We start from the raw sequence: 14,575 nt of genomic DNA, 5'->3' as shown, positions 1-14,575 counted from the left end.
GGTATTACTTTATAAAATTTTTTATTTGAAATATATGATGATTTAATATTACCTTTCTCCAAAATTTTTAAAACGTTAGTAATTTGATTAATAGATTCTAAATAAACTTTTATTCTTATGTCTTCATATTTTTTAGAGTTTTTTAGGTTGAGGATTTTTTTATAGATAATTGGTCCAGTATCATATTTTTCAGTCATAAGATGTGCTGAAATTCCCACAGGATCATTATTGTAAAGAGCCCATTCAACACAAGTGCTACCCCTATAATTTGGAAGAATACCTGGATGAATATTAATTATACCTTGGACTGATTTAATTATTTCTAAATTTATTTTATTAGGTGTCCCAGAATTAAAAAGATAATCAATTTTTAGTAACTTTAATTTTTTCTTAAAATCTAATGAATTATGTGATTTATAATAAAATTTTTTAATTTTAGAAATATCGAAAAAATTTTTTTTGAAATAATTTTTTGTTCTTTCTTTAAAAATGCGATTATCTTTTAAAATTTTTTTTTTATTCTTGCGAGCATAAAAAATAAATATTTTATAATTATTATTTTTTTCTAATTTTTTTACGTAATATGAAAGTAATAAATCATCTTTACTTGATAATATTCCAATATTCACATAATAAACTTACAATGAAATTAATAATAGGTACAGCAAATTTTAAAAATTCTTATGGTCACAGTAAATTCAAAAAAAAAGATTTTCCTAAAACTAAAAAATTTTTAAGACAAAAAAACTTAAAATACTTTGATACAGCTGATAATTATAATGCTTATTTTGAGTTAAAAAGAATTGTTAATTCAAAATCACTTATAATATTTAAATTCAAGTTAAGTAAAGAAAAAAATTTAAAAAAAAAAATAAATTATATTTTTACATTTTTTAATTTAAATCAAATATATGCAATACTAATACATGATAAGATTAATATAAAAAATGCTCAGTTTAAAAACAATTTAGACTTTCTTTTATATTTGAAAAAAAAAAGAAAAATAAGAAAATTAGGTATTTCTATTTATGAGAAAAAAGATTTAATAAATCTTAAAAAATGTTTTACACCTGATATCGTGCAGTTACCAATTAATATTTTTAATCAAAATTTTATTAAATCTCAGTCAATTAAATCTTTAAAAAATAATGGGTGTGAGATACATGCGAGATCTATATTTTTGCAAGGAAAATTATTAGATAAAAATAAAAAACATAATTTAATTTATTACAATAAAAAATACTTCGAAAGACTAGATCAGTTTTGTTTAGAAAATAGTTTATCAAGATATAGTGCTTGTATTCAATTTTTATTACAAAATAAAAAATTAATTAATTCAATTGTAGTTGGCATATCTGACTATCAAGAACTTTTGGAGATTTATAACGAATTAAGAAACAAAAAAAATAGACATATTGATTTTAGTTCTTTAAAAATAAATAAGATGATTAAACTCCTTGATCCAAGAAAATGGTAAAAAAAAATATAAATATAAGTAAGCTTTGGTATAGAGCACTAAATGTTATTCCAACCGGTGTTATGCTTTATTCAAAAAAACCAGACATTTTCATAAAAAATGATTGGCCAACTTACTTCAGTAAAGCTAAAAAGTGTTATATTTGGGATTTAAATAATAAAAAATATACTGATCTATCTTTTATGGGAGTCGGGACAAATGTGCTTGGCTATTCAAATCCTAAAGTTGATGCAGCTGTTATTAAGTCTATCAAAAAAAGTAATATGTCAACTTTAAATAACTTTGATGAAATTATTTTAGCAGAAAAACTTATTGAAATTCATCCCTGGGCATCTATGGTAAAATTTGCAAGAACAGGGGGCGAAGCAAATAGTGTTGCATTAAGAATTGCAAGAGCAGCCTCAAATCGAAATAAAGTTGCATTTTGTGGCTATCATGGTTGGCATGATTGGTTTTTATCCTCAAATCTTAGAGATAAATCAAATTTAAATAATCATCTAATGAAAAATATTCCTATCAGAGGTGTTGATAAAAGTCTTCATAATTCCAGCTATTCATTTAAATTTAATGATATTGGTTCTTTTAAAAAAATAATTAAAACAGAAAATTTTGGTGCTGTTATTATGGAAGTAAAAAGAGATATAGAGCCTGATTTAAATTTTTTAAAATATATAAGAAATTATACAAAAAAAAATGGGATCGTATTAATTTTTGATGAATGCACAAGCGGCTTTAGAGAAACTTACGGTGGAATTCATTTAAAATATAAAATAATTCCTGATATTGCTGTATTTGGAAAGGCAATTGGAAATGGTTTTGCTATTAACGCTATAATTGGAAAAAAAAAAATTATGAATTATGCAAAAAAAACTTTTATCAGTAGCACCTTTTGGACAGAAGGTGTTGGCACAGCAGCATCTTTAGCAACTTTGCAAATTATGAGAAAAAATTGTTCTAATGAATATGTGAATAAAATTGGTATGAATATTAAGGAAAATTGGCAAATAATTTCAAATGCAAACAATGTACCTATAGAGATAATGGGAATGAATGGAATACCAAAATTTACAATAAAACATAAAAATTGGAGTAAAATAAAAAGATTTTTGACCAAAAGTTTTTTAAAAAATAAAATTCTAGCAAATAATGTGGTATATGTTTCAACAGAGCATAAAACCAAAATTTTAAATGAATATTATGATTTACTTAATGATATTTTTTTTAAGATAAATAAAAAATATTTATGATAAGTGAAAGTAAGAAATTTTATAAAAATAAAGTAATATTAATAACAGGAGGAACAGGCTCTTTTGGAAGCAGTTTCATAAAATTTGTTATTCAAGAAAAAATACAACTTAAAAAATTAATTATTTTAAGTAGAGACGAGTATAAACAGCATAATTTATTAATAAAATATCCTGAAAGTAAATATGATTTTTTAAGATTTTATTTAGGAGATATAAGAGATGAAGAAAGATTAGTAACTGTTATGAAAGATGTAGATTACGTTATTAATGCTGCTGCTTTAAAGCATGTTTATAAAGCAGAATATGATCCGATAGAATTCATTAAAACAAATGTAAATGGTGTTCAAAATATAATTTCAGCAAGTTTAAAAAATAAGGTCAAAAAAGTAATAACATTGTCTACTGACAAAGCATGTGAGCCGTTTAATTTGTATGGTGCAACTAAATTATGTGCTGAAAAATTATTATTAGCAGCAAATAATATTAAAGGAGAAAATAAAACTTATTTTACCGTAGTTAGATATGGAAATGTATTCAATTCAAGAGGATCAATAGTTCCAAAATTACTATCTTTAAAAAATAAAAATATTATCAAAATTTCTGACAGTAAAATGACTAGATTTTCTATGATGATGGATGAAGCTATAGAAATGGTAAATTGGTCCATTATAAATTGCAGTGGAAAAGAAATAGTAGTTCCAAAATTGAAATCTTATAGGTTGATAGATTTAGTAAAAGCAGTAGCACCCAAATGTAAAATTATTAATGAAGGAAAAAAAATAGGTGAAAAAATTCATGAAAAATTAATCTCAAATCAAGAAACTGAAAATATTTTTTTTAACGGGAAATATTATTTAATATTTAATGAAAGCAAACCTAGTTTAAAAATTAAAAATTTTAAAAAGGTTTATCTAGATGAGTATACTTCAAAAGAAAATACATATTTAAGTATAAATGAGATCAGAGATAAGATTAATTCAATAAAGTAATAAATTTTTGCTGATGAATATCTTGTTTTATAATAATAGTTTTTTATGGAACAACCAAAGCATGGTATCCTTAGAACTTGCAGAAAGATTTAAAAAACATAAAATTTTTTTCTTAACCTGCGAGGAGACACTTTTTAGTTGTGCAGCTAATCCTAAAAAAATTAAAAATATATGCAAAACCTGTCTCATAAATAAAGACAAAACTTTAAAAAATTTAAAAAAACAAAACAATTTTCAAGAGTTAATTTTAAATAAAAAAATTAATTATTATAAATTCAATTTTAAAATAAAGAATTTTTATCAATTAAAAGAAATATATTATAAAAATATGCCAATCGGAGAATTGGTTATATCACAAATTTGTGATAGTGAGAAATCCGACTATTTACCAACTGAGTATATTTTAAGAAATAAAGATAGGATACTGAAAGAATTAAATTCAGGAATTGAATTGTTTGAGAGTGCTGTATCTAAAATAAATAATTTTAAAATTGAAAAAATTTATGCTTGGAATGGTAGAAGACCATCAGATGGACCTGTTTTATTTGCTGCTAAGTATAAACGTATACCATTTAAGACATTTATTAGTAATGCGCCAAAAAAATATTATTTAGGCAAAGGTACTAAAAGTCATGATCTAAAAGAAATAAAAAGACTAATAAATATTTATTCTAAATATATTTTAAAAAAAAATATTAATTTAAAAAAAATTTATAAAAATTTTATTTTAAATAAAATTAACAACGACATTCATAAAAAAAATTATGGATATCAGAGGATCAATTCAAAAAAAGGTAAAAAAATTGGTGAAAAAAATTATATTGTTTTTTTTACATCAAGTGCATATGAATATGCTGGTTTCAAAGATTGGGATAGTAAAATTTATGTAGATCAATACCAAGCAATAAAAAAAATAATTAATGATAAACGTTTGCGCGACACAAAAATAATTATAAGATGGCACCCATTGCTCAAAATTGCAGGAAAAATAGAAAAACTAAGAACTGAAGATATTATTAAAATAAAAGCGAAAAATGTAAGACATGTAAGATTTGATGAAAATATCAGCTCATACAACATTCTTCTTAATGCTGATAAAGTAATTACATTCGGATCAACTATAGTTTTTGAAGCAGATTATTTTAAAAAACCTATAATAAGTTTGACCGAAACTCCATATGACGACCTAAATTTTTTTTATAAAGCTTCTTCACACGAAGAAGTCATTAATTTAATTAAAAAAAAAATTAATCGAAAAGTAAGTATTTTACCTTCGACATATGCAGCATTAATTAAAAACGAAACCTTTCAATTTAAATTAAAAAAATTTAATTATAAAAATAATAATTATTACTTTAAAAATAAAAAAATTATAAGTTATACATATTTGGATAGATTAAGAATTTTAATTTCAAGAATTTTTCATGTTTAGATACTCACCAATAATTATATTTTCATATAATAGAAAAACAAAATTAAACAATCTGATAAAATCTTTAAAAAAAAATAAAGAGTTTAAATATTCAAAAATATATATTTATCAGGATTTTTATAAACCAAAAGAAAATGACAAAAATATAAAAAAAGTAAAAAATACAATATTTTTTTTAAAAAAAATCAAAGAAAAAAATTTTAAAATAGTTTTTAGAAACAAAAATTTTGGATTGGCAAAAAATATAATTTTAGGTGTAACTGAAATTTTAAAAATTCATAAAAGAGCTATCATTTTAGAAGATGATTTAATAGTTTCAAAAAACTTTTTAAATTTTATGAACAAATCCTTAAATTTTTATAAAAATAAAAAGAAGGTTTGGCATATTAATGGCTGGTCATTTAACATTTTTGAAGCTAATAAACTCGAATATGATAATTATTTTTTGAGTTTTCCGTCAAGTTGGGGATGGGGTACGTGGCAAGATAGATGGAAATATTTTGAAAAAAATTCTGAAAAAATTTTAAAAAAAGAAAATCCAACAAGTATAAAAAAATTTAATTTAGATAATTCATACAATTTTTTTTCTCAAATAGAGAGAAACAGAAAACAGACAATAGATACTTGGGCAATTTTTTGGTATTATTCTATTTTTAAGAAAAAAAAATTGTGTGTTTATCCAAAAAAAAATTTAATTCTTAATAATGGATTTAATAAAAACGCAACAAACACTAAATATCCAAACACATTATTTGATAATAAAATTTTATGTAAAAAGATTAATGTTGATTACTCATTAAACAATATTTGTAAAGAAAATTTTGAAATTTCAAAAAAAATTAAACTAAATATGAAAATCAACAGGCTTTTTTTTATTTTAAAAAGATTTTTTTGAAATTAATGATTTAATTTGAAATCACCTGATTTTCTATTTCTTTGTTTTGGATAATCTTTTTTAAATTTTTTTTTATTTTTAATTTTTAAAAATTTTATTATTTTGTCCTTTTCTTTCTCATTCCAAATATTTTCATATTTAATGCATAAAGAGTTTTTTGAATTTAGATGTAAAATTATTTGCGATCTTAGTTTTTTTTTAAAAAAATAATTAGATATTCTTTTATTAAAAAAAAATATTATAGATAAGGTAGAGCCCAGATGAGCACAATTATGAAAAAAAAAATGTCTTCGCCTCAAACTTTTAATTACTTGTTCAAAGTTCAAACTATAAAAATAAATTATCTTTTTTTTATCTGGAATATATTTTAAATGTTTAAAATCGTCTAAATTATCTTTATCATTTATCTTAATAAAATTAGATAAAAAGTTAATTAAATTTGTAGTTGCAACACCACCACCAGATATGATTCCATTTTTACCATAATAATTATTAAGTTTAAATATCACAGACAAAAATAAAAAATATATTAAATTATATTTTTTAAACAAATAAAAAAATATAGTTAGTTTCATAGTTTAATTAAATTTTTTTTTTTAAACAAAATTTTATGTTTCGTAAAAATTGTAAACTTAATTCTTGAATTAACAGATATTATTTCTTTGAATACACGTGCAAATTTTTTTGAATTAGAGGTTAATAAATTAAATTCTTTTAGACTCATATTTTCTAACAGATGTTTATTAAAATAATTTGATTTATAAAAGTCAAAACCAAATAAAGTTATTTTTTTAGGCTTAAAAGTACATGACAAAAGTATAGAAGCTAAACCACTATTGAAAGAAAAATTTATTTTCTTTTTTCTTAATCTTTCTAAAAAAAAATGGATATCATTAGGAAGGTACATTGTGTTTGATGTATAAGCATCATATTTAAAACTTTTTCTTTTACCATAAATTTCAGATAAATTAGGTGAGGAATAACTATTTAATTTGTTTTTTTTTTTATTTTCAAATTTTATTCTTTGTATGTAGAAATCAAATATTTTTAATTTTTTTAATACTTTAAAACTTAGTGTTGGCTCAGTAATGTTTCCAAGTATTAAAATAGGAAATTTTCTTATTGAATTAAATAATTGATGATTGTCTAAGTCATTTTTATTAAAATTTGTTAAAATTACTAAGCTTGGCTTATCAATATTGTTTATATGAGATGGAAGTCTATTTAAACTATATCCTTTTCCTAACACTAATATATGATTAAAATCACCTGGTTTATTTCTTTTAATTTTAAAAAAAATAAATAAAAAAAGGAATTTATATAATATTCTTCTTAAAATTTTATTTTTTTTGATATTTTTTATAATAAACATTTTAATTAAACTATGAAAAATAATTTTAGGCAATTTATAGGAAAGTTCCACACTATGTCTAGAATATATAGTGAAGGTGGAAGATTAGCTAAACATTTAAAAAATGCAAAAATTAGTACTGTATTTGACGTAGGTGCTAACGTAGGTCAATACGCCCAAATGTTAAGAAGATTTGGTTACGAAGGAAAAATAATTTCTTTCGAACCTTTAGAGAAAGAAAAAAATATCTTAGATGTTAGTATGGTCCTAGATAAAAATTTTGAGTCTTATAATTATGCAATTGGTAAAAAAAATAGTATTAGTAAAATCAATTATGCTTTAAACTCTGTATCTTCATCGATTTTAAAAACTCATCCAAGACACATTAAATATAATAAAGGAACAATTTCGAAAGAAAAAAAAAAAATAATAATTAAAAATTTGAAAAGTTTCAAAAGTAAAATTGAAAAAAACAAAACATTACTTAAACTTGATACTCAAGGATATGAATATGAAATAATATCGGCCGCTCAAAGTTTGATAAAACATTTTAAATTAATTCAATTAGAATTAAGTTTTAGAAAAATTTATTACTTAGAAAAAAGTTGGTTAAATTCTTTAGAATTATTACAAAATAAGGGATTTTTTGTTATTGATGTTTTCTACGGTATTAGAAATTCAAATCAAGAATTGATGCAATGTGATTTAATTCTAAAAAGGGTTTAATGATTAAAATTATAAAAAGAGTTTTAAATATTTTAGACAAAGATCAAAAAAGTAAAATTCTAAAAATTCAATTGTCTAATCTAATTGTATCTATATTTGAAATTATTACTCTAGGTTCTCTAGCAATCTTTATTGGTCTATTAGCATCGGATGAAAATATTTTTGAAAATAAATATTTAATTATTTTTTATGATTATTTTAAATTTAGCAATAAATTTGAATTTATGTTTTTTTTAGGGGCTTGTGTTTTGTCACTATACATATTTACAGGAATACTGAATATTGTAGTAACTTGGAAAACAAATTTAATGTCTAGTACTATTAACCAGTATTTATCTAATCTAATTATTAAAAACTATGTATTTAAAGATTGGCAAGAATACACTAAGCTTAAAATTTCCGACATCAACAAAGATATTTTTACAGATTTAACCATTTTGTCAAACAGTGTAATTGTTCCCTTATTTAATTTATTTAACAAAGTATTTATAGCAATTTCACTTTTATTAACATTAATAATTTATAACTATAAAGTGGCATTACTTGGTGCATTAATTTATTCAGTTGTATACTTTTTTTTACTTATTTTTGTAAAAAAAATTAATTCAAAAGTCACCAAGAACATATCTATCAATAGAAAAAAAAACCATGCATTTATTCATAATTTTTTTTCTGGTTTCAAAGAAGTTATAATTTTTAATTTAAGAAATTCTTATTTTGAAAAAATAAAAAAAAATAACTTTGGCATGATATACCCAACATCTTTCTTGCTATCATTGACACAAATACCCAGATTTTTTGTTGAACTTATATCTTACATAGTAGTTATTTCTGGTATTTTATTATTAATAAAAACTGGTGAAAATTTAGACAATTTACTTCCAATGGTTGCAGTATATGCTTTTGCTGGCTTAAAGTTATTACCAGCATTTCAGCAAATTTATCTAGCTTATGTAAGAATTAAAGCAGGTCAAACTGCAATGAATAATTTATATCCAAAAATAATAAAAGCTAAGAAAGAAAATTTTATCTCAAAAATTGAAAAAACCAACAAAAAATTAAATTTTAAAAAAGATATAAAATTGAAAAAAGTATCTTTTTCTTACGATGAAAGTTCAAAAAAACCTTCAATAAAAAATATAAACTTAAATATAAAAAAAAATACAATTGTTGGTCTTGCTGGACCGTCAGGTGGAGGAAAGTCTACAATAGTTGATATAATTTGTGGATTACTTACTCCAAAAAATGGAACTATTTTAGTTGATGGAAAGATTTTAAATAGGAATAATTTGAGAAAATGGCAAAATAACTTTGGAGTGGTTACTCAAATGCCATTTTTGTCTGGTGATAAAATAGTTGATAATATTTCATTTAGTAAAATTAAAGGGAAAATTGATTATAAAAAATTAGAGGATTTGATTGAAAAAGTTGAGTTAAAAAAGTTTATTAGAAATCAAAAAAAAGGATTAAACTCTAATATTTCTGACAGGGGTATAAATATTTCAGGTGGAGAAAGACAGAGAATAGCAATAGCAAGATCACTATATTTTGGGAATGACATTATTATTTTTGATGAAGCAACTAATGCTCTAGATAAAATAACTGAAAATAAAATAATTAATTTTATAAAAAAACTAAGAAAAATTAAAACAGTTATAATTATTACACATCGTACAAATACATTAAAAGTGTGTGATAATATTTTTGTAATTAAAGATGGATCAATTATACAATCAGGAAAATATGAAAGATTAAAAAATAATAGCAAGTTTTTTAAAACGTTAATATCTGAGTCTTAATCTCTCAGAATTTTTAAATAATCCTTTAATACTCTTTTATGTCCGTGTTTTGAATATACATTCAATGAAGCTTTATTTCCAAGATAATTTAAGATTTTTTTATTATTTTTTAAAAAAATTATTTTTTTAATAATTTGTCTAGAATTAAATTTTGAAAACAAAAAACCATTTTCATTATTATTTATAATTTCATTTATACCTCCACTATTCATAGATAGAACAGGTGTACCACAAGACATTGTTTCCAAAACAGAATAGGGTATACCCTCACTTCTTGAGAGATTAATTGAAATATTGCAAGCATATATAATTTCTTTAATAAAATATAAATCTCTTGTTTGAATAAATATGCAGTTTTGGATTTTATCTTTTCTCGTTGACCCAATAATAATAAATTTAATATCGTTATATTGTTTTAAAGAAGAAATTAATTTTTTAAATCTGTCACCTCCCTTTCTATAATTTGTAAAACCATTTCTTAAATAAATTAAAATATAAAAATAATTTTTATTTAGTAAGAGTTTTTTTTTAATTTTATCAACTAATTTTGAATTTTTTTTTTTCCAAAATTTTGTATTAACTGGGTTTTTTATTGTAATATAACTTTGATTAGGTAAATTAAATTTTTTAAAAGCGATTTCTTTAAAATAATTACAACTAAATATAAAATAAAAATTTTTAGAGTGATTTATTTTTTTTCTTAATACATTAGATGTAAAGTATTGGATTTGTTTAATTAAAATATCTCTAAATCTTTTTCTATATAGAGTAAAATGTGAAAAACCATTAAATATCCACTCATCATTAACAATAAAAAATTTTTTTATCTTTGGGTTGTTTAACTTATTAAAGTTATAAATTTCATTCGCGTATCCAATCAAAATTTTATCAAATTTGGTTTTTCTTTTAGATAATCTAGGTGTAAATAGAGTAGTGATAGTTTCATCAAAGAAATAAGTGAGAAAATTATTTATTATCTTAATTAATTTATATTGGAATTTAAATTTTACATTAGCACCACTTATTTTAAAAAAATTAAATTTTGTTTTCAATCCTAAAGCAATATCATTTGCTGTTTTATATCCACCATAAGAAGAGAATTCATTTTGATAAATGAGTATTTTTTTTTTTCTCATTAGCACAACAGATTAGATGATCATTGACATTATTGTCTTAACAAAAGGATTAAGTATTCCTCTTTTAAAATTTAATTTAGAAATTTGAGATTTAGTTAACCATATAAAGTTTTTATCTTTAATAAATCTTTCATCCTTTTTATTAATTTTAATAAGTAAATTACAATTAATTTTTTTATAAAATCTAGCTCCCTCTTCATAATGATAAGTTTTTAAAAAAATTTTTTTTTTGTTCGAAATTAAATTGTATAAGTTTGTTAATTTCCCTCCATGAGCCCTATTTATATTTGATTGTGTTGCAGAAAATGAGGGACAAAGTTTTAAATTTTGATCTCCAGGTTCTCTTCTAGCAAGTAAAAGAAATTTTGGAATTGATTTTTCAATTTTAAAAATAATTGCTAAGTACCCCCCGTGTTTCTGACTAAGTATCGGTTGTGACCAATTTTTTACTTCACGATTATATGCATTTTTAATTTTGATACCTTCAATAGAAAAAAATTGTTTTGACTTGTGTAAAATTTTTCCATCTTTAAAGAACCAGTTATCTAACTCTTCTATTTTTATAATTTTGGTTTTTGTTTTATCTTTTTTAGAAATTTTTTTAAGCCAATCTAAAACATGATCTATTTTTTTTTCTTCAATTTTTTCAGATTTTTTTAAAATATTTTTTAATAAAAGATAGTTTTTATTCATTTTATGAGTTTTAATTTTTTCTTAAGTTTATATATTTTGTTTAAATCATTTAATAAACTATTATTATATTTTAATCTTAAAATTTTAATAAAAAAGTTTTTTATTAGGTTATCTTTAATATCAATCTTTTTTAAAATATTTTCACTTTTTTCAAAATAGTGAACTTTTTTATTCGGCAGAGCAAAAGCCTGATGAGGAATAATTATTGTCTTATTTTCAAATCTTAGGGTAATTGAACTTTGATATTCTTTTCCAAATGAGAAATTCCCATAATAAAATTTGTTTTTTTTAAAACCGACGAATAATTTAAAAGATTTAATTAATTTTTTTTTTTTATAAAAAAATTTAATAGTTTTATTGTAAATAATTTTTTCTTTAAAAAAAAATTGTATTAAGCCTGTTGCATAGGCCGACATATCTGACATACAATCTAAATCAATTTGAACTAAATTATTGATTTTGTATTTGTTTTTATTTTTTGTCGGTATATTAAAAACTGCCTCAATATCGAGTAATTTATTAAAATTGTGATTTTCTTTTTTAATTTTAGAAAATAAGGAATGATACATGAAAAAAGTTCCTTCAATTAAAATTAATTTTTTTTTTTTTGCAATTTTATATAAAATTTGAAACTGTTTAAATTTAGTTACTAATGGCTTATCGACTATTACATTTTGGTTCATTTCAAGTGCAAGTTTTGCTATTTTAAAATGAAGACTGTTTACAAGAGAAATATATACAAAATTATATTTATGATTTAGAGCTTCCTTATAATCAAAGAAATTTATTTGAGAAGTTTTTGTATTTTTTTTTGATTTTGAACAAGTATAGATTTTTAAATTTTTTATTTCAGAAATTGAGGGATTAATTCTTCTTTTAAAGAAATCGGAGTAACCTATAAATAATATTTTAATTTGTTTCATTTTATAGAAAATAGTAAATTGATAATGGTAATTATAAATAAATTAAATTGAAATATGAAATAATCATTTTATATATTTTAAATTAAAGCATGGAATTGATAAGAAAGTTAAAATTATATGTAAAAAGGTTTTATTCTATCAATAAAATTGACCAAAAAATGCTTAAATATATAAACTTTAAAAATGGATATTATATTGAATGTGGTGCAAATGATGGAATTAGACAATCTAACACTTTTCATTTTGAAAAATCAAAAGGTTGGAAAGGGGTTTTAATTGAACCATCTTATAAATTCGAAGAATTAATAAAAAATAGATCTAAGCAGAATTTTTTTTCTAACAATTGTTGTGTTTCTTTAGCTAATGAAAATAAAATGATTAAATTTAAATATCTGAATTTAATGACTAAAATCACGGATAAAAAGATTATTAAAAGTGATGATGATAATGAGGAAAAAAATAACAAAGCAAAAAAATTCATGACAAGCAATGAGAAAGTATTTAATTTTCAATCAAAAGGTAGAACTTTAACTAGTATTTTGGATGAAGCAGAGTCCCCAAACTTGATAGATTTTTTTTCACTCGATGTTGAAGGTGCAGAATTTGAAGTTATTGATGGAATAGATTTTAATAAATATAACTTTAAGTTTTTTTTAATTGAAACTGATAATTTTAGTAAATTAAATAAAATTTTGAAAAATAAAAAATATTTTTATTTAGAAAACTTAACTAATCATGATTATTTATTTGAATATAAAAAATAGTATTAATTTTATTAAATAAAAATTTAATTATTATTTTTATATGCATCCTTATCAAATGATACTATCAAAGCATAATTAATCCAAAAAATAGTCGCTGTGTAAGTTGTAAAAAAACTGCCACTAGGAAGAATTGGAATTAAAGTAGTAATTATAAATATTATTCCTGAGAGCAAATATTTATTTTTTGTTTTTAAATATGAATTAATACTTTTGAAAAGTGTAAGCATGAAAAATAATATGAAAGAAATATAACCAAACAAGCCACCTTCACTCAAAATTTCAAAATGTATTTGATGAGGATGTGTTGCCCAATTATCTCTTTTATATATGTTGTTTTCATTTATATCGTAAATTTCTTTACCACTCTCATTTCTAAATTGCTTTAATCCAATACCAAAATATTTGTTATCATTATAGATTTTTATAGCAGTGTCATAATGAGCACCATAATGACTTGTTTTAATATATTTTAAAATTCCAAATTCAATAATTGGTTCATATATTTGTTTCATTCTAGAGTTAATGTCCTTATTTAAAAAAGTTGATGTCGAAATAATTAAAATAATTAAAGATGTTGCTAGAATTTTAAATAAAAATGAAAAATTTTCTAATGCATAAATGAATAGAAAAAAACAAATAAATACTTTTATAAAATTAGATCTTTCCCCGATAAGAAATGAAATAACAACAAAAAAAATCATACCAGATATTATTAATTTGTTTTTCTCAGAGACTGAGTTGATTAGATAAACTGAAGATACTAAAAAAAATCCAAAAAAATAATTTCCAATTTTTAATTCGTCACCTAAAAAACTAGATAGCCTTCCAGGCATATATGAGCTGTTTCCAAAAAGGTTAAAACCAAAAATAAATTCAAAGCAGAGATCAAATGTAACAATAATAAATATATAAAACCATATTTTAAATATGAAATTTCTGTATCTTCCCTCTGAAAAATTTAAACTAAAACTTATTGCAAAAATAAATATTATAAATCTTAAAAATCCAACTTGTCTTGAATAATCTTCTGTACCATATTTACTTAAAAAAATATTCAATAAAAGCGTAAAAAAAAAAGCAATTAATAAAATAAAATAATAATTCTTTAAAAATAAAAATTTATTTTCTTTGTATGAGTAATAC

Annotated in this window: 15 protein-coding genes; 8 read left to right on the top strand and 7 right to left on the bottom strand. The window is 21.4% G+C overall.

Going from position 1 to position 14,575, the window contains the following annotated elements; genetic code table 11:
- The coding region (locus ACTT9X_RS07065) for a formyltransferase family protein (RefSeq protein ID WP_440934929.1) at window positions 1–629 on the bottom strand (629 nt) is incomplete at its 3' end.
- A gap of 14 nt (window positions 630–643) precedes the next feature.
- Here ACTT9X_RS07065 and ACTT9X_RS07060 point away from each other — a divergent pair.
- Genes ACTT9X_RS07060 through ACTT9X_RS07040 form a run of 5 tightly spaced genes read left to right on the top strand, consistent with a single transcriptional unit; the run spans window position 644 to window position 6,040 of the window.
- Complete coding sequence (locus ACTT9X_RS07060; protein ID WP_440934928.1) at window positions 644–1,477, top strand: aldo/keto reductase; 834 nt, start codon at window positions 644–646, stop codon at window positions 1,475–1,477.
- Window positions 1,471–2,724, top strand: a complete 1,254-nt coding sequence (locus ACTT9X_RS07055) for an aminotransferase class III-fold pyridoxal phosphate-dependent enzyme (protein WP_440934927.1) — start codon at window positions 1,471–1,473, stop codon at window positions 2,722–2,724. The genes ACTT9X_RS07060 and ACTT9X_RS07055 overlap by 7 nt, the downstream gene beginning before the upstream one ends.
- Entirely contained in the window at window positions 2,721–3,713 is a 993-nt protein-coding gene (locus ACTT9X_RS07050) for a polysaccharide biosynthesis protein (protein WP_440934926.1), read from the top strand. The genes ACTT9X_RS07055 and ACTT9X_RS07050 overlap by 4 nt, the downstream gene beginning before the upstream one ends.
- Before the next feature lie 13 nt (window positions 3,714–3,726).
- Window positions 3,727–5,145, top strand: coding sequence for a hypothetical protein (locus ACTT9X_RS07045; RefSeq protein WP_440934925.1), 1,419 nt, complete (start codon window positions 3,727–3,729; stop codon window positions 5,143–5,145).
- Window positions 5,138–6,040, top strand: a complete 903-nt coding sequence (locus tag ACTT9X_RS07040; protein WP_440934924.1) for a sugar transferase — start codon at window positions 5,138–5,140, stop codon at window positions 6,038–6,040. Before ACTT9X_RS07045 ends, ACTT9X_RS07040 begins: the two co-directional genes overlap by 8 nt.
- Window positions 6,041–6,042: 2 nt before the next feature.
- Here ACTT9X_RS07040 and ACTT9X_RS07035 read toward each other — a convergent pair whose 3' ends face one another.
- Window positions 6,043–6,615: a hypothetical protein gene (locus ACTT9X_RS07035; RefSeq protein ID WP_440934923.1), complete on the bottom strand. Its 573-nt coding sequence runs from the start codon at window positions 6,613–6,615 to the stop codon at window positions 6,043–6,045.
- Window positions 6,612–7,412: a hypothetical protein gene (locus ACTT9X_RS07030; RefSeq protein ID WP_440934922.1), complete on the bottom strand. Its 801-nt coding sequence runs from the start codon at window positions 7,410–7,412 to the stop codon at window positions 6,612–6,614. The genes ACTT9X_RS07035 and ACTT9X_RS07030 overlap by 4 nt, the downstream gene beginning before the upstream one ends.
- Window positions 7,413–7,466: 54 nt before the next feature.
- On the opposite strand from ACTT9X_RS07030, the gene ACTT9X_RS07025 reads away from it, so the two are divergent.
- Entirely contained in the window at window positions 7,467–8,117 is a 651-nt protein-coding gene (locus ACTT9X_RS07025) for an FkbM family methyltransferase (protein WP_440934921.1), read from the top strand.
- Complete coding sequence (locus tag ACTT9X_RS07020; RefSeq protein WP_440934920.1) at window positions 8,117–9,916, top strand: ATP-binding cassette domain-containing protein; 1,800 nt, start codon at window positions 8,117–8,119, stop codon at window positions 9,914–9,916. Before ACTT9X_RS07025 ends, ACTT9X_RS07020 begins: the two co-directional genes overlap by 1 nt.
- On the opposite strand, the gene ACTT9X_RS07015 is transcribed toward ACTT9X_RS07020, so the two are convergent.
- From ACTT9X_RS07015 to ACTT9X_RS07005, 3 genes are read right to left on the bottom strand one after another with little or no spacing between them, the layout of a single operon-like run.
- On the bottom strand, window positions 9,913–11,052 hold the full coding sequence (locus tag ACTT9X_RS07015; protein ID WP_440934919.1) for a glycosyltransferase: 1,140 nt from the start codon (window positions 11,050–11,052) through the stop codon (window positions 9,913–9,915). The two genes, ACTT9X_RS07020 and ACTT9X_RS07015, sit on opposite strands and share 4 nt — an antisense overlap.
- Window positions 11,053–11,064: 12 nt before the next feature.
- Entirely contained in the window at window positions 11,065–11,745 is a 681-nt protein-coding gene (locus tag ACTT9X_RS07010) for an NDP-hexose 2,3-dehydratase family protein (RefSeq protein ID WP_440934918.1), read from the bottom strand.
- A complete protein-coding gene (locus tag ACTT9X_RS07005) occupies window positions 11,742–12,668 on the bottom strand; it encodes a Gfo/Idh/MocA family oxidoreductase (RefSeq protein ID WP_440934917.1) in 927 nt (308 codons plus the stop codon). The genes ACTT9X_RS07010 and ACTT9X_RS07005 overlap by 4 nt, the downstream gene beginning before the upstream one ends.
- 158 nt (window positions 12,669–12,826) lie before the next feature.
- Here ACTT9X_RS07005 and ACTT9X_RS07000 point away from each other — a divergent pair, with 158 nt between their 5' ends.
- Window positions 12,827–13,432, top strand: a complete 606-nt coding sequence (locus ACTT9X_RS07000) for an FkbM family methyltransferase (RefSeq protein ID WP_440934916.1) — start codon at window positions 12,827–12,829, stop codon at window positions 13,430–13,432.
- A 23-nt stretch (window positions 13,433–13,455) separates the two neighbouring features.
- Here the strand turns inward: ACTT9X_RS07000 and ACTT9X_RS06995 are convergent.
- On the bottom strand, window positions 13,456–14,575 hold a 1,120-nt coding region (locus ACTT9X_RS06995; protein ID WP_440934915.1), incomplete at its 5' end, for an O-antigen ligase family protein.

The organism is Candidatus Pelagibacter sp., from assembly GCF_052049855.1.
Taxonomy (GTDB): domain Bacteria; phylum Pseudomonadota; class Alphaproteobacteria; order Pelagibacterales; family Pelagibacteraceae; genus Pelagibacter.
Note: the sequence above shows the minus strand (reverse complement) of the source record. Positions and strands in the feature narration are given on the sequence as shown.